17 protein-coding genes are annotated in these 18,938 nt (G+C 53.4%); 6 read left to right on the forward strand and 11 right to left on the reverse strand.

The features are described 5' to 3' along the window. Nucleotides 1–30 precede the first annotated feature (30 nt). The 6 genes from IE065_RS10730 to IE065_RS10755 form a co-directional block, all read right to left on the reverse strand. Nucleotides 31–1,428, reverse strand: coding sequence for an exopolysaccharide biosynthesis polyprenyl glycosylphosphotransferase (locus tag IE065_RS10730; RefSeq protein ID WP_189514860.1), 1,398 nt, complete (start codon nucleotides 1,426–1,428; stop codon nucleotides 31–33). A 97-nt stretch (nucleotides 1,429–1,525) separates the two neighbouring features. Beyond that, nucleotides 1,526–1,903: a HesB/IscA family protein gene (locus tag IE065_RS10735; protein WP_189514862.1), complete on the reverse strand. Its 378-nt coding sequence runs from the start codon at nucleotides 1,901–1,903 to the stop codon at nucleotides 1,526–1,528. 48 nt (nucleotides 1,904–1,951) lie between these two features. Then, entirely contained in the window at nucleotides 1,952–2,686 is a 735-nt protein-coding gene (locus IE065_RS10740) for a hypothetical protein (RefSeq protein WP_194500027.1), read from the reverse strand. Continuing rightward, a complete protein-coding gene (locus IE065_RS10745) occupies nucleotides 2,659–5,532 on the reverse strand; it encodes a hypothetical protein (protein ID WP_189514865.1) in 2,874 nt (957 codons plus the stop codon). The genes IE065_RS10740 and IE065_RS10745 overlap by 28 nt, the downstream gene beginning before the upstream one ends. Nucleotides 5,533–5,622: 90 nt before the next feature. Then, entirely contained in the window at nucleotides 5,623–8,184 is a 2,562-nt protein-coding gene (locus IE065_RS10750) for a M16 family metallopeptidase (RefSeq protein WP_189514867.1), read from the reverse strand. A 92-nt stretch (nucleotides 8,185–8,276) separates the two neighbouring features. Then, nucleotides 8,277–8,723, reverse strand: a complete 447-nt coding sequence (locus tag IE065_RS10755) for a S24/S26 family peptidase (RefSeq protein WP_189514869.1) — start codon at nucleotides 8,721–8,723, stop codon at nucleotides 8,277–8,279. 232 nt (nucleotides 8,724–8,955) lie between these two features. On the opposite strand from IE065_RS10755, the gene IE065_RS10760 reads away from it, so the two are divergent. Beyond that, nucleotides 8,956–9,450 (forward strand): S24/S26 family peptidase, encoded by a 495-nt coding sequence (locus IE065_RS10760; protein ID WP_189514871.1) that lies wholly within the window; start codon nucleotides 8,956–8,958, stop codon nucleotides 9,448–9,450. A 110-nt stretch (nucleotides 9,451–9,560) separates the two neighbouring features. Here the strand turns inward: IE065_RS10760 and IE065_RS10765 are convergent, their stop codons facing one another. From IE065_RS10765 to IE065_RS10785, 5 genes are all read right to left on the reverse strand, one after another. After that, nucleotides 9,561–10,199: a response regulator gene (locus tag IE065_RS10765; RefSeq protein ID WP_189514873.1), complete on the reverse strand. Its 639-nt coding sequence runs from the start codon at nucleotides 10,197–10,199 to the stop codon at nucleotides 9,561–9,563. Nucleotides 10,200–10,460: 261 nt separating this feature from the next. Continuing rightward, entirely contained in the window at nucleotides 10,461–11,048 is a 588-nt protein-coding gene (locus IE065_RS10770) for a PEP-CTERM sorting domain-containing protein (RefSeq protein WP_189514875.1), read from the reverse strand. Between the two features lie 66 nt (nucleotides 11,049–11,114). Further along, nucleotides 11,115–11,828: a type II secretion system protein gene (locus tag IE065_RS10775; RefSeq protein ID WP_200163347.1), complete on the reverse strand. Its 714-nt coding sequence runs from the start codon at nucleotides 11,826–11,828 to the stop codon at nucleotides 11,115–11,117. Between the two features lie 17 nt (nucleotides 11,829–11,845). After that, nucleotides 11,846–12,520: a PEP-CTERM sorting domain-containing protein gene (locus IE065_RS10780; protein WP_189514879.1), complete on the reverse strand. Its 675-nt coding sequence runs from the start codon at nucleotides 12,518–12,520 to the stop codon at nucleotides 11,846–11,848. Nucleotides 12,521–12,600: 80 nt separating this feature from the next. Beyond that, a complete protein-coding gene (locus IE065_RS10785; RefSeq protein WP_189514881.1) occupies nucleotides 12,601–12,987 on the reverse strand; it encodes a hypothetical protein in 387 nt (128 codons plus the stop codon). Between the two features lie 172 nt (nucleotides 12,988–13,159). Between IE065_RS10785 and IE065_RS10790 the strand changes: the two genes are divergently transcribed. The 5 genes from IE065_RS10790 (at nucleotide 13,160) to IE065_RS10810 (ending at nucleotide 18,919) form a co-directional block, all read left to right on the forward strand. After that, entirely contained in the window at nucleotides 13,160–13,654 is a 495-nt protein-coding gene (locus IE065_RS10790) for an HIT family protein (protein WP_189514883.1), read from the forward strand. Nucleotides 13,655–13,673: 19 nt separating this feature from the next. Further along, nucleotides 13,674–14,645, forward strand: a complete 972-nt coding sequence (locus tag IE065_RS10795; protein WP_189514885.1) for a PhoH family protein — start codon at nucleotides 13,674–13,676, stop codon at nucleotides 14,643–14,645. A gap of 29 nt (nucleotides 14,646–14,674) precedes the next feature. After that, nucleotides 14,675–17,116 (forward strand): HD family phosphohydrolase, encoded by a 2,442-nt coding sequence (locus IE065_RS10800; protein WP_189514887.1) that lies wholly within the window; start codon nucleotides 14,675–14,677, stop codon nucleotides 17,114–17,116. After that, a complete protein-coding gene (gene ybeY / locus IE065_RS10805) occupies nucleotides 17,079–17,543 on the forward strand; it encodes an rRNA maturation RNase YbeY (protein WP_189514888.1) in 465 nt (154 codons plus the stop codon). Before IE065_RS10800 ends, ybeY begins: the two co-directional genes overlap by 38 nt. A gap of 77 nt (nucleotides 17,544–17,620) precedes the next feature. Continuing rightward, nucleotides 17,621–18,919 carry a response regulator gene (locus IE065_RS10810; protein ID WP_189514890.1) on the forward strand — a complete coding sequence of 433 codons (1,299 nt, stop codon included), beginning with the start codon at nucleotides 17,621–17,623 and terminating at the stop codon, nucleotides 18,917–18,919. Nucleotides 18,920–18,938: the final 19 nt, after the last annotated feature.

Here is an 18,938-nt window from a genome sequence, read left to right on the forward strand (position 1 = left end):
GGGCGAAAATCATTAATTTTGGGGCAAATATTACCGGGCACCTTGCCCGCTGAGCACTGTAGGCACAGTCTGACAGAGGATCCGCATATCCAACCAGAAACTCCATCGATCGATGTATTCAAGATCGAGGCGCACCCATTCTGCGAAATCTTTGATGTCGGAACGGCCGGAAACTTGCCAGAGTCCAGTGAGGCCGGGAAGCACGCTCAAGCGTCTACGATCACGAAAGGCGGAAATTTTCTCGGTTTCGTGGACGGGGAGGGGACGGGGGCCGACGAGGCTCATTTCGCCACGAAGGATGTTCCACAACTGAGGGAATTCGTCGAGGCTGTAGCGGCGCAGCCAGCGGCCAAAGGAAGTGACGCGTGGGTCATCGCTGGCCTTAAACGCTGGGCCGGCCAACTCGTTGCTCTGCGCCAGCTCACCTTGTTGAGACTCGGCGCCAGCGATCATGGTGCGAAATTTCCACATAGCGAACGACCGACCGCGCCAGCCAGTGCGCTGTTGCTTAAAAATAATTGGGCCTGGCGAGCTGAGCTTTACGCCCGTCGCCAGCACAGCTAAAAGCGGGCTAAGCGCCAGTAACAGAGCGAGTGCGCCGATGACGTCGAAAGCGCGTTTGTAGAAAAATTTACCCTCATAATGCGGCACTGTGGAAAAAACCACGATTGGTTCGCCGCCAAATTCGTCAAACTCTGGGCGCGCGAGCAGAGGGGAGAGGAAATTTGCCCGATACCAGACCTCGACACCTTGTTCTTCGGCGATCTCAATGGCGCGTTGGGCATCTGGGTGATTGCCTAGCAGCACGAGATCGTATTTGCCGGAGGAGAGTTCGTCCGCCAGTTCGTCGACGTTGGTTAGGGAGTGCTCCAGATGCACGGAGGCGTGGTCGGTTTGGGAAAAGCGGGTGCACAGGATGTCCAGCTCGGTCGTCGGGCATAGCAGGAGCGCGCGCAGGGGGTTGGCCTTAAATCGGCGCTGGATCACGAATCGCCGAAAGAGCAGTTCTTTGACGGTTAGATATAGACCAAACAAGCCAAAGAAGCCGAACAGCAGCGAGCGGTTTACGTTGATAATCGAGAAGAAATAGAAAAACACCGTGACCAGCCCCAGCCCGACCAAGGTGGATTTTGCCGCTGCGAAGACGATTTTGCGCCGGTCAGCGAAGAAATCGATGGCGTAAAAACGGTTCGTCCAGAGCGACAGGAACAAGCACAGTAGGATGACGGAGAACAACCAGCCTTGATCAGTCAGGTGCGCGACCCCCTGAAAACGAAACGGATAGCCGCTGATGTAGGACAGTGACCGCTGCCACAGAGGCGAAGCGTAAAGCAACGCGAGGTAGATGGCTTCCAAGCACACCACTGCGGTTACCGCGTCCAGCAGGAAGCTACAAGTTCGGTACGTGCGTTTTTGTCGACCCAGCATCAGGCGCACATACTACAGGCATGACACGAGCTTTCAAGCCGCAAGCCCGAGCCGATACTGAATTGGCAGGTCCGATGATTGAACAAGAGGGGGGGGGTTAGACGGAGAAGCTTTCGCCGCAGGAGCAACTGCTCTTGGCGTTGGGGTTGGTGAATTTGAATCCCCCGCCCACCATTTGGTCGGAATAGTCCATGACCGTGCCTTTGATATAGAGGGCGCTCTTCATATCGACAATGACCTGTATGCCCGCAGTCGGCACGAGGATGTCGTTCTTCTTTGGGGCAGAGACAAATTTCATCTTGTAAGAGAGGCCGTTGCAGCCGCCGCCGTTGATTGCCACCCGTAGGTATTGCCCTTGTTGTTCGCGATTAATGAGGGCTGCGGCCTTTTTACCCGCCGACTCGGTCAATTGCACGAGGCGCTCATCGCCGACGCGTACTTCGGGGGGGGGATTAAGGGTGGCTTGTTCTGACATTACCTTATCCAAACCCCATCCGGCGAAAAAATCAAGCTCAGGGTCAATTCAAGCACCCGGATCATCTGGATCGAACTTGCCTAGGTATTCATTAATGCGCTGGGCCTGGATTCGATACGAGTCGGGGCGCTTCGGCGGACGGAGGATCATCAAAGTGCGTCGATCGGGAGAAAAGCTGAGTTTGCTGTACAATACTTTGTGGATTTGGTCGCCGTCTTTTACGATCAGGCCGAGAGGTGCCTCGCCTTGATAGTAGGCGCTGATATCAATGGGCTGGTTGCTTCCCGGCTCTATTTTTAGCTCATTTTCGCCCAAAATACCGCTGAAACTGGCTGCGGTGGTGTTGAAAAATAACACGCTGCCCTCTGGAAAAGCGGATTCGTCATATAGGAAGGTGTGGCTCCGGTAAGGGGGGGGGGCTTGGGTGGTTTTTTCAAGGAGGACAAGCCACTCCCCGCGAACGTCGGGGAAGCTTATTTGATAAGCCTGTATCAATTGAGTCTTTTCCTCTTTGTCTTTCACTTTGTGGAAGATCGGCATCGGGTTGGGGCCTTGGTAGTGGTAATACTGTGAGCGTTCGCGTGGGTTGAGGCTTAGCTCGACGGCATTTGAGACCGATGGCTCGCCGTCATCGGTGTAAAACAGCTCTTGCTCAACCAAGGCAGAATCGAGCGGTAGAACGGCGAAATTCAAATTCAACCGGGACTGATCGTTTAATTGGGCGCTGAGGGACAGAGCTGCCATCATGACCACTGCTATTGCACTTCCGATTTGTCTAACCATCGCCATGAAACAATTTCGAATTTTCGTGGATTGAGTGCAGTTGCATTGAGGTGGGGGGCGGCTTCGGTGATCAGTGTGGGTTTGCGTCTCACAATGGCTTCGATCCAGGCGCGTGCGGCGACTTCATTGGTGTAGGGGTCGACTGCGTCGCCGAATGAGCGAATGAGGAAGGTGTCGGATCGCGCCGTTAAGAGCTCGGCTCGCTGCGCGGCGATGTCTCCTTGCGTGATGTAGACATTGGAGTTTTTCATTATATTGGCGTTAATTCCTCCCCCGTCGGCTGTTTCGGGCGATTCCAGCAGATCCTGAATTATGCCCGCATCGAGAAATTCCTGGACTGATTTGTAGGGCTTACCGCGCGTCTTTAAGTGCGTAACAATCCCCTTGGCGATGAAGAGTAGCTGGTCTTTGGCTTTCGCCGAATCAAGTTGCCGCATGCCCTGCTGATAGACGGGGGGGAAATAGAATGGCGTGGTTTCGAGCTTCGTTGTGGATATTTCAATCCTCGGATTCGCGGCGCTATAGTAGGGGAGGCGAGTAAACAAATTCCGGGCGTATTCCTCGTCGCCCGATGTTGTTTCGATGAGACCGCGGCTGCTCAGAAATGTCGCCCATGCGGCCACGGATGTGCTGTTCACATTAAATCCACCTTTGACCAACGCTGATGAAGCGACTTCCGCCAAATCAGGGCTTCCGGTTGCATCCAGGTAGGCAAGGTGCGGGTTGCTTTTATTACTATCTTCGACAAAGAACCGGTCAAAAATGTCATTGTTTGCATCAGAATGCGGCATCCCCATCGTGGTCGATGCTTTTTTCCATCGAGGGAGGTACCGTAAGGCACCGAGCGAAACAAAGTCGCTGTCATCGCGTGGCAGGTCATAGGCGAGTACTCTTTCACTCAGTTTATGGCTTCGTGTGGTTGCGTCACGGTAGATATCCAGCAGGGAGAAGGTGTTCGCTTTAAGCTGGGCAGCGTCGGCAGGGTCTGTACTTGCGGAATCAATGAAATCGGAAACTTTGTAGGTAACGCCTTCGTGATCGGTAAAAGTGGCCCCTGCATCCAAGACAGGATGTTGCAAATCCAAGCCATCAAGAAGTTCCTTGAGCACACCCGGGTCTGATTCATCGGTGGCCAAACGGAAATGATAAGCGATGGTGTAATCCTCAACACTATAGGTGAGGCTTTCTGGGCGGGAGAAGGAATCCGCCGCATCGCTTGAGTTGGTCTTGCGGAAGGTCTTCTTGATCGTGAAATCGTCGAATTTCAAATTTTCGATCGTGAAGACTGGCTGGCCGGACAAATAGTCCTCAATGATGATTCTTACGCCGTCTTTGGGGTGCTTGGCCTTGATCTCAATTTTAGCGTTATCTGGCGGGCGGGTGTCGTATTCCTCGGCCCAAAGTTGTGTCCCGAAGTCACGTGCCAAGCCTTCCGTTTGGACCATTGGATTTGGCTCCATCACGCGATAAACTTCGCCCGGCTCCAATTGAGGGCGGTCTTCAAGGTCGATCGGGGCAATGTCTATCCAAGAGCTAATACCCTTCCGGGGGTCATTTGGGGTAGGGTAAGCGGAGAGATCGTTCAGGTCTTCGGTGATCGTGGGCGCTACACGCTTTTTGGTGGCCTGCCGAATGGTGATGGTTGGCAAGTTTTCAAAGCGGACCACAAAAGCTCGATCATGCATCGGATCAGGGTCGGGCGGATAGATGAGGGGCAGGGTGTAGGGATTCCAGAATTCTGCTTCGACGTGAAAACGGATACGTAGCTGGGCATCTTTCCACGTGTGGAAAATGCCCATCCAGAGCACGATCTCCGTTGGTATTGTTTGCGGAGCGAAGTAGGGTTCCCCTTCTTTACGTAAGGGGGGGGCGTTGCCCGGCGCCGCTAATAGCGGATCGGGATAGCCGGATAAAAAATCGCGGGTGGCGCGGGTGGCCATCGGGTCATTCAACGTTTCGTCCAGTAGATTGGCTTTAAGGCCACCGTGGTTAGAATTGGCTAAAACCGTCCATGATGCCGCCGTGGCGTTATGGGAAAAGCTGTCTGCGCGCCATTCTGGAAACGCCGGTTGGCCACTGGATAGCTCAAGAGCGGTCAATTGATTGTTGGAAAAGGCGACGTCGAGCCGGTTGCTCAGGGCGGGATCAGCTTCCAGATTAAAGTTGTCGGTTTCTGGGGTGCTGTAGCCTTCTCCTGAAAGGTAATTGAGATCTGGCGCACCGTTCTGAAATTCCAAATACCTCCGTTCGGTCTTGGTTGTGGGGAAATCATGGATGCGCTCTAAGGCGCTTAAAGCAATTTTGTCGTTTTCGCCACTTATCCAGAATGCGTAATTGCCGACGTGGACGCCGTTCTCATTGATCTCGATCTTAGGGACACGAATCGCGGCTTTTGTATGTCCGTCGATTACAGAGGCCGATGCTTTGACCAATGATTCACCCGACAGAAACTCGGCTGTTACGTCCGTCTCACCCGAGACAAGCCAGACAGGAGCGGCGTTGATGTTGGTCGTGTTCCAGACGCCGGTCCAATATTGGTTTCCATCGGCGTAATGGTTGTCACCCAGAATGTCTGCTCGCGCGGTGACGCGTTGGTCGGGGCCAGCACTTTGCTGGAGTTTGCCCAGCGCGATGAGCAGGCCGAGGCGGGCATTTTCGCGGGCGTCTTGCCGTTGTTGATCGTGGGTTGCGCTAGCTAGTTCGACTTGTGAGAGGGTGGACAGACTGAGGGTCAGCAAGAGGATGAAGCTCATCAAGCTGATCGCCACGACCAATGCAAATGCCGGGCGTTTGGGAGATAAACGCCGGATCGTTGCAGTAGATTTGTGTATTGGTGCGCGACTCATACCTCGAACCACTCAGCAAGTTGTATGCGAGCGTGCGAAATAAAACGAGGTTACCGCACAAATACAAGCACGGCTTCGCGAGCCAATTAATTAGCCCTTTCCAGGCAAAGTCTTTTGAATTAAGCGTTTCGTTTCGGTGAAGCGTTTATTGGCAAATGCCGTTAGCTCATCAAGATTCATGGCCCGGACTCGGTCTGGATATTCACGCCACGAATTAACTGGCAGGTCGTAGAGCACATTGAGACAGGCATGCATCGCTCGGGAGCCCGGAGACTGTTGGCTTTGCTCACGACGGACGATGAGCCGTGTCTTGCATGCGGACCATTCGCCTACGGTAAATTTACCGCTGCGGGCGCGCTCAACTTCGGCTAGGATTTCGGCTTCTACTTCGTCTGCCTGTGCAGGGCTGGTGCCCGCATAGAAGGAGAACATGCCGCAATCCAGGCCGAGTATGCGTTGTGAGCCGACAAAGTAGGCCATGCCTTTTTCCTCCCGCACTCGCTGGAACAGTTGGCTGGACATGCCGCTGAAGAGTTCGTCCAGGGCCTCGCCCGCGAGGTATTCGTCACGTTGGTGAACGCCGCAGTCAGGGTAGGCAACGAGCACAATGGCTTGCTCGCGGTCGCGCTGTTCGTCATGCGTGCCGATCAGCGAGGGGGCGTCATGGGCAGGGCAGTTGAGAGGGGCAAAGTCGGCTGGCAGGGCTTCCAGAATAGGCCCTAAGGTGTCGACAATGGCGTTGCGCTCGAATTGCCCCGTGACGGCGAGCAGGGCGTTGGGCCCGGCAATCAGTCGTTTGGCTAAATCGCGGATATGGTCCACCGTCAAGTGGTTCAGGTCGTCTTCGCTGCCCAGATAATCAGCGGCGTAAGGGTGCTTCCCGAAGAATTTCTGCCGTAATCGGCGGCGACTCCATTCGAGTACTTCGTCTTCGTCTTCGTGGATTCCGGCGATTTGCGCGTCGCGCTCGATCTCAAAGGTCTTGAGGAGCAGGGCTGGGCGCAGTAGGGCGTCTGCAAGTAGTTCGGCAGCGAGTGGGAAATCCCCGGTCAGGGTCTCCATGGCTAGGCCGAAGGTATTATTGCCCACTTGCTCTTCAAAGCTTCCGCCAATGGATTCAATGGCGGCGGCAACTTCGGATTGGCTGCGGTTGGCGGTATCGCGGGTCAGCAGTGTGGCAAGCACGCCAGTGGCTCCACGTTGGCCTACAGGGTCCCAGAGTGGGCCGCCGGAGGCTACGTAGCGCAAGTGTGTCTTGGGGACGCTTCCGCCGGGCTGAAGGAGCAATTTAGCGCCATTGGCAAAGGGCACCACTTCGAAATCAGGCAAAGCGGCACCGGTATTGATGCTCGGTGCCGTGATTTCCGCGGGCTTGGGGTCGAGCGAGGCCACGGTTTCAGCCGTTTTGATCAAATAACGTACTGCGGCGGATTGAACGGACTCAGGAGTGAGTTGCGCGAGACGAAGCAGGTGCTGGCGCGGGAAACCGAGATCACCCGCGACGACTTCCGCGGAACCGAGACGGCTGGCTTGCCCGCTGACGGTTTTGCGAGCGTTCACTTCGGCTACGAGGGATTGGCGGACCACCTTGGCGACTTCGTCGGGGCGGGGGATGCGCTTTTGGGCCTGTTCTAGTTCGCTGCGAATGGCGTCTTCGACGGCTTCGCGTTTGCCTGGGTCGCAGACGAAACTGATCCAGAGCAGCCCGTGGTCGCCGGGGTTCCAGCAGCCAGCGCCGATACTATGGACCAAGCGTTGACGCTCGCGGAGGCTCTGCCAGAGCCAGGAGCTTGCGCCGTGGCCGAGCAGGCGGGCCAGAACGTCGAGAGCGGGGGCGTCCTCAGCCGAGAGGCCGGGCACTTTGTAGCCAATGAAGCCACGAACGATGTTAAAATCACCCACTGCACGGTCGCTGCGGGGAGCGAGTTGGGCGGGTTCGTCAGGGAACCAGGCTGGGGCGAGCTGGCGCATGGGCGCTTGGCCAAAATATTTGTCAGCGAGTTCGCGGCACTCGGTTTCCCCAAGCGCGCCTACGACGATCAGCACAATATTGTTGGGCGCATAGCGGCCTTGATAGTAGTCTCGCAGATGCGTTGGCGTGACGCCCTCAAACAGTGACCGATGGCCGATGACCGGATGCCGATAAGGGTGCTCACGGAAGGCGGAGTGGGCGAAGGTGTGAAAGAGGCGGCGATCAGGGTCATCAAGGCCCATGTCAATCTCGCGCAGGATTACGTCTCGTTCGCGTAGGATCTCCGCTTCTGGGAGCGCGGAGTTCAGGGACATGTCGGAAAGCACGTCAAAAAGTGTTTCTGCCGCGCTCGACGGCCCATCAATGTAATACACGGTGCGGTCAAAGGTGGTGTAGGCGTTCACATAGCCGCCGCAACTGTTGATTTCCCGACTGATGTCCAATGGGCCGCGCTTCTCGGTACCCTTGAAGAGTAGGTGCTCCAGATAGTGCGATAGGCCAGCGCCGAGCATGGTGCCTTCGTGCATGCTGCCCGTCTTGACCCATGTTTGCACGGAGATCAGCGCCGCCGCACGATCCTCCTTGTGGATGACCGTTAGCCCGTTGGGCAACTGGTAGCGGTGGACGGTTTCTTGGGCAAGTGCGTCGATGAGATCGGCGTTGGTAGATTGGTCAGACATTGCGGCGAGGAAAAGGATTCATCGCAGAAAATGAAAGCACAAAGCAACGAACGCTTGGCCTTATGGATTATTACCGTGGCTTCGAAAACAGCCTATTCGATGGCATGAAATGATCCATAGACTACGCCTAGAAGGTTCTCGGGCGTCACGTAGTCTGGATCTTCAAAGGCGTTGTTAATGCCTTGGACAGTCCAATACTTGCCCTCCTTAGCCAAGAGTGCATGAACGACTTTGCGTCCACTCAAGTCCTTATAAGCCACCACCATTCCTGGCTTCAGTTCATCGTAATTGATGGGGTTGATGACCAAGTAGGCGTTTTTCCCATAGAGCGGCTGCATCGAGGTTCCCTCAGCGGGGCCGCTGATACGCCCGTCGCCGAGGTCTTCCACGATCATGGCAGCGCGCCCAGCTTCCCTATAGCCTAACGATGAGACTGGGGCCACTTCGTTTGGAGAGGATTCCAGAGTGCAACCGCCAGATAAGGCTGCTAAAGCCGTCAGCAGACCTAAGGTTGGAAGTCGCAATTTGGTACTAATCATTGTGTAAATAAAATGATTTTTTCCGTCGGGTCTTAACTGTATTCGGTGTAATGCGAACTGGCTAAGCCATCTACAGTCTTCACTGTCTTTTTATGCAGTCTGCGCAGTGGTTTTGTCCGTCCTGTTTTGTACAATATAGCAGTGTGGATTGTCTTAAATTAAATTAACGGCGAAGTACATATCCGGCCTCAAGTGAATACCTTTATCGACTGCTGTATGAGAGAATTAAGGCATGAAAGCGTTAATCTCTTTAATTTTATTTTCCACCGGTATCTTCGGTCTCGTTTCTCTTGAAGCGTCGAATGTCGAAGTAAGCATGCATACTACTGTTCCTTTGAAGCAGGCGATTCAGGATGCGATGAAGGTTGCAGATCGAAATGCTAATTGGGAAGTGATGCTGGGGCAGGGGAAGTCGATGAGTCCGTATTTTAACAGTGGCTCAGTGCTCTTGGTTGATAATGCGCCATTCAGGAAGCTTAAGCAGGGCATGATGGTAGTCTTTAAAGATGCTGAAGGCGATTGGGAATGTCACTGGCTTGTTCGGAAAGAGGCAGATAAGTGGGTCACACAGGGTGTCAATAATGCTTCGGTGGACCCTGACTTAATAGGGGAGTCTAATTACCGGGGAGTTGTTTTCGGGGTGTTGAATTCTGCGGGTGCTGAGCCTGAGGGGCTCGCATACGCACAGAGCCTAGGGTTGGAGAGTGCAATCGGGAAAACTCGATAAGAGGAATGGGGCTGAATAGCATTTGTGCTCAAGCCCACTTCGATAATTCAAGGGCATGGTCGTCTCAATTGTCACAACCCATAACATGAGCAGCCTACTCCTCAGGTGCCTTAGTTAACGCCGACAAGTCCGCTGGCAATTGCGTAGCGAGTCAGGCCGGGGGCATCATGGATATTCAGTTTATTGATGATGCGGTTACGGTGGGTTTCAGCGGTCTTAACACTGATGCCGAGCTTTTCAGCGATTTCCTTGTTGCTGTTGCTTTCGGCGATCAACTGAAGAATTTCCCGCTCCCTGAAAGTCAGATCATCAGCTGTTTCCACTTGAGATGGGTTCAGCATTAGATCGCGCATCATTATTGAAATGTTTGGGCTGAAGTAAGTCTGTCCTTCGGCAACCATTTTAATCGCTGTTTCCAAGACTTGAAGCGATTCTGTCTTTTGTACCAAGCCATTGGCACCCGCCTCAATCATTTGGCGAACTTGGCTTCGATTGGAAAATGAAGAAAAACCGAGAACAAGAACATCAGGCATTTCTTTACTTAGTCGCTTTAACATGCTGATGCCGTTTAAGCCTGGAAGCACGACATCGAGTATTATCATGTCCGGCTTGTGTTCTTTGATTAGGTTATAACCCTCTAGCCCATCGCCGGTATCACCAACGAGTTCGAGCATCGGAAAGTTCTGAACCATAACCTTAATAAATTCCCGAAGGATTTTTTGGTCTTCTATAACAACTATACGTTTCATACAGGTTATAATGTAAACGAACAACTGTATGGATTCAATGTATAGTCATCCCTATTTGCCTGTTGAATGCCGTCTAATATTGGGGGGTTTTTAGCCTTAAGTTTTCAAGACTAGTGTGTATGATTGAGTTTGTTGATTGAGAACACACTATTTTCCGAAATTCTATACACTTTCAGTATAATGTGCACTGATTCAGTATTAATCCAAGTTTTTGAATGTCCAGACACGGGCTTAATGAAGCCTCTGGCATTGTCTTGAGCTTTAACTTCTCTTGTGACGTCGCCAGATGAATACTCCCAGTGTGGCAAAGCCAGCGAGGGCTATGTAGGTGGAAGGTTCGGGGATGGGCGCAGCCGAAGCCGTGATGATGGCGCTGTCGCCAGCCCAACTCACGTTAATGACTCCTGGGGTGATGCCCATGCTTGAGAGCGTGTAGCCGTTGAAGACCGCAATATTATTAATGCCGCTAGCAATCTGAGGAGAGCCGTTGGGGATTGAGATCACATTGTTGTCCAAGCTGACAAAGAACGGGTGACTAATGGAAAAAAAGTCAGGAGTAATTGCGCCCGTGATCCCAGCAAAGGTATTATCGAAGGTGATCGGATAGCCGTCAGCGTTGGGGCCAGGTGTTTTCCAGCCATAGGCACCGCCACCGCCCACAGGCATAACAACCGCGTTATTGCCTAAACCGACACCAGAACCGGGGCTAAGCGCACTGAAGTCATAGCTGCCCGTAGCGGTCATCGTGAGGTTAGTCCCATTATCCGTAATATTGATGACGAGGACTGCCATTGCGTTATTGGAGGTAATCGCGAAGGCGAGGAGTAGCAATTGTGAATACTTACGCATGAGAATGCTATGGGTGAAATGTCAATAGCGTGGCTTGTCAAATCCAATGCCGTTCGGCGTGCGTGATTACCGTTTACCTGCGAGTGACGGGTTCCAATGGTTTATGCCATTTGACGGGTCGTAGGTTTCGCTTGGTGCCACCCATTCGACGTGTCCATCGCAATAGGCGATGCCCGCCTGCTCGCCATTACGTGCGTCCAGGTCGTGTTCAGCGTCGGTACGACTTACCCAGTAGTGCGCCATGAAATGGTCACTGGTTTCCAGCTTATTGGTGGCAAAGATGACCGTGGATTCTGGGAATGGGACATTGAAATTTTTGTTCCAACGCGTTGGTTTTCCTTCGTAATCGTCATGTTCGCCCAGTTGCAGGTACACGTTGAATCCATAGCTGAAGCGGTTTGCATGCGTTCCGTCGTTTTGTTCGACGACATCCAGTGGATCGCGCAGCATCTGCTCATGATAGCGGGCAAAGGCTGGATTGGATGCACTGGTAATGGGCTCGTTCCATAGGTAAGGGGACAGCGCCAACCACCATTGGGGCGATTTGCGGTCATAGGCATGCGTACTGCGGGGCCATTCACCTTGATGGTCGGCAGTATGGAGGATGGCGGCTTGGCCGAGATTACGAAGCCGTGAGGTGGAGCTTGCCAGTTTGCCCTGTTGCCGGACATGCCCAACGACTGGAATCAGGATTGTCGCAAGTATGCCGATAATGGCGATTACCGTTAGCAGCTCAACCAGCGTGAAGGCCGCCCTGGAATTTTTCCGAGGGCGGCTCATTAAACAGGTGGGCTGAATCATCCGATTTTGCGCTTACGTTGACGAACAAACGCTATGCATGCGCCCGCGACGCCGGCCATTAAGGCATAGGTGGATGGCTCTGGCACCGCAGTAAAGTTCAGGGTGAAGGGAGCTGCGTCGTAGGTGATGTCCATGATCCCACTGGCGTCCCCAATATACACTGAGCCACTGATTGAGTAGTCCCCTGCAAGAGACGTGGCAAATACCGGGTGCGTCATCGAGTTGGGGAATTCCCACAAGGTACTTGAACCATCAGTTCCGAAAATCGGAGTGAAGGTCTCCGGTGTTTCGCGATAAAAATATGCTTCCAAGTTATCGCTGGTGGCATTGAGATCGATCCAGAAAAAACGGTCAACCGGGGCTGGATCAAGGGTGGATACAAACCCGAAACGCCGAGTCCATGCTTGGCCTTCCTGACTAGGATCAAGCGTGGTGTACCAAGGTGCGGTTGGGCTAAAGCTGTCTCCTGGAGAAAGAATGCTGAGAGGCGTCATCTGTGGCACGCCAGAATCCACATGAACGTCGAGCTCGCCGAGGAATTCGTTGTATTCGATATTGATGTGAACCATGGGCATGAACTGCCCGACGCTGGAAAGCTCTGCGGCACTTGCATTGGCAGCGCACAGAAGGAGAAATGTGCTGGTTTGAAGAAGAAACTTAGAGGTGTACATAGTTAGATTGGATTGTATTTTAATAGCAAACAGCAGTCACACGCCGATTGCGTGTGAAGCCAGATAGACAATTAACCAATCTAAACTTGGGGGGGGGGCGTTTCTGGAGTCCAGGCGCGTAGGCCGGGGATTGCTTCTTCTCGAGGGAGCGCTAGCAGCGTTTCTGTCGGAATGGGTAGGCCAGGGGCCTGACTCAGTAAAATCAGTTTGCCTTCGCTGTTACTGGGGAGGGCGGACCAGTCAGTGGGAAATTCGTCTGAGGTGGGCAATTCGCCACAGAATTCCACATCGCCCAGAGCGTGATCAAGCGCCTCGGTAAGTGTCATGAATTCGCTGTAACGCTGAAAGAGGTCCACGCTGCGCGCCGCCTGTTGGCTGACCAATGGCCACATGCCCGCCAGATTGACCAACAGGACGAGGAGGACAATCGCGGTAATACGGAGCCGGTTGGCGTTGCGGAGAAACATCGGCAGTGAGATCAATTATCAAGAGACTTATTGTCAATGTTGAACGAAACCCGGCTGAGGTTTGTCCAAATTGGGCAATCAACTAGCTATAACCCCCTATTTTTGGCACTCTCCTTTGAGCTAGCCTTACGTCGGATTATTCTATTACATCCACCGAAAATTTCAACACACGATGGATCAACTTCACGCCTATTGGCGCATGGCCTATATCGAAGCTCCCAAACCAGAAAATGGGGGCGGGAATCCGTTTACCCGTATTCCGGCGAGTGATGATGATCGTGCAAACCATCTGATCTGGCGTGGAGAGCACACATTCATTGTAATGAATAAATTTCCATACAATGCTGGGCATTTACTCGTGGCACCCTATCGAGAGGTCCCCACGTTGGCGGAGCTGACGGCGACTGAGCGCGCGGACTTGATGGAGACGATTGTCCTAGGGCAGCATATTTTAACCGATGCGATCCAACCGGATGGGTTCAATGTCGGCTTTAATTTTGGCGGCGCGGCTGGGGCGGGCATTCCGCAACACCTCCATTGCCACATTGTCCCTCGCTGGAACGGCGACACAAACTTCATGCCCGTTTTGGGCGAAACCAAAGTCCTGCCCGAGAGCATGGACACCATGTGGCAGCGTCTGCGTTCTTTTGCACCAGCGCACGCCTGATCTCTCGAGTACGCATTTCATGGCAACTGAAAAACTGCAATTCCCCAGCCCGCGTCACCTCAGCTCGCTTTATTGCGCTAAGAATGACAACCTGAGCTGGGCGGAGAAAGTATTCGACGTAAACATCGTCACCCGCGAGGCTTGGCTTGACTTGGAGGGCGCGGAGAAAAGCGTGGTGGCTGCTGTCGACTTCTTTAATACGCTGGACGCTGCGCGTAATCAGGGCATCAATCTGACCAACAACGACTTCTCGCACATATTGGAGGCATTTGAGCGAGGTGAGGGCCAAGATGTCATGGAGGTCTTTAACGACCCATTGGTCATCCGGCTGCGCAAGGCGAGCATCATCCCCAAGACGATCAACCAGAAGCGCTACCTGCAATTCATCCAAAAGAACGACGTCGTTTTCGGCATCGGTCCAGCAGGCACGGGTAAGACCTACTTGGCCATGGCGGCGGCGCTCTACGCACTGCAGGAGGGCGAGGTGAAGCGCATCATCATCACCCGACCAGCGGTGGAAGCCGGAGAAGCCTTGGGCTTTCTGCCAGGTGAGCTTGAACAGAAACTGGACCCCTATTTACGCCCGATTTATGACGCGATGTATGACATGATGGGCAAGGAGGACTCCGCTAAAATGCGTGAAAAGGGCCTCATTGAAATTGCTCCGCTTGCCTACATGCGTGGCCGTACGCTTTCCCATGCCTATGTGATTCTGGATGAAGCGCAGAACACCACCCATGAGCAAATGATGATGTTCCTGACGCGTCTGGGAGAAGGGTCGAAAATGATCGTTACGGGTGACATTACTCAGGTGGACCTTCCTCGCTCCAAGATGTCAGGCCTCAAACAGGCCGTGCAAATCCTCGCCAACATCAAGGGCATTAAGCTCTTTTACTTCGACGCAATGGACGTCGTCCGTCATCCGCTCGTGAGCCGAATCATCCAGGCCTACGAAAAATGCAACCTTGAGAAACAGAACGACCGGCGTTAAACTGCCAGCCTCTGCAGAAAGGAATACACATGCCCATTCTGCCCAAGAAAAAGTCGAAAAAACAGCAAACCGCGGATGCGCGCCGGAAACGGCGCGATGCGGAGCCGCAGAAAGCGGCGACCTTCTTTGAGACGAGTCAGGCAGTGTCATTTGGCATTTTCTTGCTGATGGCCTTCCTGATCATTGTCATTTGCTTTTTGGGGCAATCCCCCGCTGGTCCGCCAATTACACCTAAGCAGGTTGCCAAAGTGCGCATCGTGGCGGACTTCCCGTTTAGCTTCGAGAGTAAGCTGGAGACCGAGCGTGCACGCCAACAGCGCCGTCAACGCGTACTCCCGCGTTACCGCCTCGATCAAAAGCCTTTCCAAGAGTTTAGCACTGCGATTGACGGGCTAAACTCCGCTTTGGAAACCGAACTGATGCCGGAGTTGGCCAACCTGCCGCGCAATGAATGGCCTCCGGTCATTGACCAGTTCACCGCCACCTACGGAGCGGAAACCGGCCTAACGGTTAGTGCTGACGATCTTGCCATTTTGCTGGATAAAACAACGCCTGAGGAGCGTGCTTCTTTACTCCGAGAAGGCTCACTGGCCCTGCGTGACGTTATGCACGACGGTGTATTCGAGCAACCAGCCAGTGCTACGACTAGTATGGACGGTTCGCTGCTTGTTCCGATGGTGGTTATCGGTGGCCGAGGCGATAACATTCAGTCTGAAGAAGAGGCGGCCCGCCTGCTTAACATTAATTTGGCGGGTCTTGGGGACGACTTGAGCCTTTCCCGTGCGCTTTACCGGATATTCCAGAAAGGCCTCAAGCCCAACCTCGAATATGATGTGGAAACGACGGAGTCCATCAAGGAGCAGGCCGCCGCTGGCGTGGAGCCGGTTCATGTGGTTTTCCTGCAGGGGCAGGTCATCGTGGAACCGGGCAATATCGTATCATTGGAGCAAGTGGAAGCGGTCGCAGCCTACCGAGAACAGTTGACTAAAAGTGCGGAAATTGTCTGGGGCTTCAACGCCACGCTGGTGCACCGTTCAGTCATGACGATCGTGCTCATGCTGTGCGGAATCTTGTTCATGCAGACGGTCTTTTCGCTTAACGGGCGTTCGAACCGTCGCTTCGGGCTGATTGCGACAGTGCTGATCATCAATTTACTGCTCTTGCGAGTCATCCAGCAATTCGGTGAAACGTCGTTCTTTGGCGGTAATAGCAGTTTGTTGGCCATGTTGCCCTTTGCCGCGCCTGTGGCCTTGGGTGCCATCGTGATGGCGATCATGGTTGGCCCTCGTCCTGCGGCTTTGATTACGATTGCTGTCAGCGCGTTGCATTCGCTGATGTGGGGGGGGGCTATTGACAGTTTCCTCGTTTCCTTATTGGGCGGCATGGTGGCGATATATTTTGCGCGGGAAGTCCGTTTGCGGGGTAAGTTGATGCGTGCCAGCTTGGCTTCGGGCCTCGTCGTGGCCTTGGTCGCAGCCTTTCTGGGCTTTCTCAACGAACTCCCGCCGATAACGGTGGGCCAGCAGGTGTTAACTGCCATCGGTGCAGGCTTAGTCACCGGTGTGATTGTTATTGGTCTGTTGCCGATTATGGAGCACATCTTCAAATACACGACAGACATCACGCTACTGGAGTTGACGGATTTCAACCACCCGCTTCTACGCAAACTGCAGATGGATGCCCCCGGCACGTACCACCACTCGCTGATGGTCGCCAATTTGGCCGAACGTGCCGCGAACGAAGTTGGGGCTAATGCCTTGCTTTGCCGCGCAACCAGCCTCTATCACGATATTGGCAAGACGGTGAAGCCGGAGTATTTTACCGAGAATCAGCACGAGGGCTATAATCCGCACGATGAGCTAACGCCTGCGATGTCGGCGTTGATCATCAAAAGCCATGTTAAGGAAGGCGTTGACATGGCTAAACAGCATAAGCTCCCAGACATCTTCATTGACATTATCCGCCAGCATCATGGCACAACGCTGATCAAGTATTTTTACAGCAAGGCATGCAACCGCCAGCAGCAGACAGTCCTGCCGCTTCAGTCAGGTACCTCGAATCCGCCTTTTGAGCGCCCAGAAGACGTTGATGAAAGCACTTTTCGCTATGAAGGCCCCAAGCCGGAGTTTCTGGAAAGTGCGATCATCTTCTTTGCAGATGCCGTCGAAGCTGCTTCACGCAGCCTGAAGAAGGTCACCCCACAAAGCGTTGAGGAACTAGTCGATAGCATTTTCTCCGCGCGTCTGGATGATGGTCAATTGGACAATGCGCCGGTGACTGTGGCACAGATTCGAAAGGTCCGCGATAGCTTTTGCTTCACTCTGCTAAACATGCTGCACAGCCGCGTGCAGTATCCGAAGGATGACGTGGCGAAGAAGAAGCGGGGCCAATCCGCCTCGCCCGTTCCCATGCAGGAAACCCAGTCCGCCATTCATGCCCAGAATCCTTCAGGTAAACGCACAGCTGTATAGCCGTCTCGTCGTGGACGAGGCGCAACTGCGCCACTGCTTCACGCTACTAGATGGAATGGAGCACTATGGCGCGCCGACGGGAGAGCTCTCGCTCGTGTTTATGAGTGACACGGATTTGGCTCAATTGCACGCGGATTTCCTTGATGACCCAAGCCCGACGGACGTTATTACGTTCCCTGGCGACGAGGAAATGGATTTTGCCGGCGAAATCTGTGTGAGTGTGGATCGTGCTCGTGACGAGGCCCCCAAGCATGGCTTGAGCTTCTCGGAGGAACTGACGCTGTATCTCGTGCATGGTTGGTTGCATTTAGCTGGGTTGGACGACTTGGATGATGCTTCACGTGAGGAGATGCGATTTGCAGAAAGCCTTTGCGTCCAATTACTTCATGCGGAGAAGGCTATTCCGGAATTCGTGCTCCACTCATAATATGCGTGGTCTGAAAATGGCCATTACGATTGACTTAATAGGCCACTTATCGCGTAGTGGTGGGACTACTACGCTGCATGGGAAGGAAAATCCTCATAGTCGATGACGACACTGATTTTAATCAACTGCTGACAGATATCTTCAGCCAGGCGAGCTATGACGTCGACTCCTGTGAAGAGCCTGAACATGCGGTAACTCAGTTTCAGAATGAGAATTACGATTTAGTCGTTACGGACCAGAAAATGCCGGGCATGTCTGGCGAAGAACTCATCCGCACGCTCAAGAAGATCAAGCAGGACGTGCCGATTATCATGGTTTCCGGCTATTTGGACAACGACACAATCCGCAGCCTCATTCGAGAGGGGGTGGGTGGCGTTTTCCTTAAACCGCTCAATGTGTTTTCGTTGCTCAAGCGAACGGCGACGCTCATTGAAGAGCGTGAGGCTGGAATGCGACGAGAATCCGGGCAGGAGGACGGTGATGACGACGATGATAACTTCCACCATAACCTTCCGTTTAAGTTCGAAACCTTTCCGGCTAAGGATCGGCATTCACGCGAGTTTGCCCAAAAGCTTTACGGTCTGCGCGATTTTAAGACGAACCTTGTCATGGTTGCTCCGCGTGGCACGGATTTGGAGGCGATCACCGATGACCTGAGCCATTTCGATTCTGGATGCAAAGACCTCTATCTGCTGCTTGATCGTTCCCGCATTGACCGGGAATCCATGATGAAGATCATTGTGCAGTCGACACAGAAAGGTTGGGAGCGCGTTACTTTTGTCATTGCTGGGGCCGAAACCATTACTCGCGAGCAGTATTCACTGATTATGCGAATCGGACGCAAGAAGGACCCCTTTGACACGATTCCCTTCCCGATGCGGTTTATTTTTTGTGTCAGCCGTGACTTAGATTTACTCTACGATGAGCGCGTGGTCGACGATGCCGTTTATATGTTTATGGGCACTACGGAGATCGCCGTGCCACAGCTTTCAGACGTGCCGGATGATATTGGCGAACTGGGAAACCGTTATCTAGAAATAGAAGCCAAGGCGCACGGTTTGAGCAAAGTGCCCAAGCTAGAGCTAACCGCAAAGACTTATCTACGCGAACAGAAGTGGGCAGGCAATGCCGCAGAACTTCACCGCTTCATGCGCATGGCAGTACACTTGGATAAAGCCACTCTGAGCATGGAAGACTTGGAGCGGGTCGAGCAAAAACTGTCTTCTGCGGTGGGTGGAGCTCGTAGCCTGCTACAAGGCTTGCAACTCTACCGCGATGAATACGTGAAGGCGGTGACGATTCTGCTGGGGGATCAGTCTGCCGCCAGTCATGCATTGAAGGTTGACGAGGAATTTATGGAGCGGATTCTTAGTTAACGCTAATTTTAGCTTATTT

It is taken from the genome of Cerasicoccus arenae, from assembly GCF_014651635.1.
GTDB lineage: Bacteria > Verrucomicrobiota > Verrucomicrobiia > Opitutales > Cerasicoccaceae > Cerasicoccus > Cerasicoccus arenae.

Excerpts from the sequence above, each read along its gene's own strand:
- IE065_RS10730 (WP_189514860.1), bottom strand. The coding sequence starts at position 1,428 with ATGCTGGGTCGACAAAAACGCACGTACCGAACTTGTAGCTTCCTGCTG.
- IE065_RS10735 (WP_189514862.1), bottom strand. The coding sequence starts at position 1,903 with ATGTCAGAACAAGCCACCCTTAATCCCCCCCCCGAAGTACGCGTCGGC.
- IE065_RS10740 (WP_194500027.1), bottom strand. The coding sequence starts at position 2,686 with ATGGTTAGACAAATCGGAAGTGCAATAGCAGTGGTCATGATGGCAGCT.
- IE065_RS10745 (WP_189514865.1), bottom strand. The coding sequence starts at position 5,532 with ATGAGTCGCGCACCAATACACAAATCTACTGCAACGATCCGGCGTTTA.
- IE065_RS10750 (WP_189514867.1), bottom strand. The coding sequence starts at position 8,184 with ATGTCTGACCAATCTACCAACGCCGATCTCATCGACGCACTTGCCCAA.
- IE065_RS10755 (WP_189514869.1), bottom strand. The coding sequence starts at position 8,723 with ATGATTAGTACCAAATTGCGACTTCCAACCTTAGGTCTGCTGACGGCT.
- IE065_RS10760 (WP_189514871.1), top strand. The coding sequence starts at position 8,956 with ATGAAAGCGTTAATCTCTTTAATTTTATTTTCCACCGGTATCTTCGGT.
- IE065_RS10765 (WP_189514873.1), bottom strand. The coding sequence starts at position 10,199 with ATGAAACGTATAGTTGTTATAGAAGACCAAAAAATCCTTCGGGAATTT.
- IE065_RS10770 (WP_189514875.1), bottom strand. The coding sequence starts at position 11,048 with ATGCGTAAGTATTCACAATTGCTACTCCTCGCCTTCGCGATTACCTCC.
- IE065_RS10775 (WP_200163347.1), bottom strand. The coding sequence starts at position 11,828 with ATGAGCCGCCCTCGGAAAAATTCCAGGGCGGCCTTCACGCTGGTTGAG.
- IE065_RS10780 (WP_189514879.1), bottom strand. The coding sequence starts at position 12,520 with ATGTACACCTCTAAGTTTCTTCTTCAAACCAGCACATTTCTCCTTCTG.
- IE065_RS10785 (WP_189514881.1), bottom strand. The coding sequence starts at position 12,987 with ATGTTTCTCCGCAACGCCAACCGGCTCCGTATTACCGCGATTGTCCTC.
- IE065_RS10790 (WP_189514883.1), top strand. The coding sequence starts at position 13,160 with ATGGATCAACTTCACGCCTATTGGCGCATGGCCTATATCGAAGCTCCC.
- IE065_RS10795 (WP_189514885.1), top strand. The coding sequence starts at position 13,674 with ATGGCAACTGAAAAACTGCAATTCCCCAGCCCGCGTCACCTCAGCTCG.
- IE065_RS10800 (WP_189514887.1), top strand. The coding sequence starts at position 14,675 with ATGCCCATTCTGCCCAAGAAAAAGTCGAAAAAACAGCAAACCGCGGAT.
- ybeY (WP_189514888.1), top strand. The coding sequence starts at position 17,079 with ATGCCCAGAATCCTTCAGGTAAACGCACAGCTGTATAGCCGTCTCGTC.
- IE065_RS10810 (WP_189514890.1), top strand. The coding sequence starts at position 17,621 with ATGGGAAGGAAAATCCTCATAGTCGATGACGACACTGATTTTAATCAA.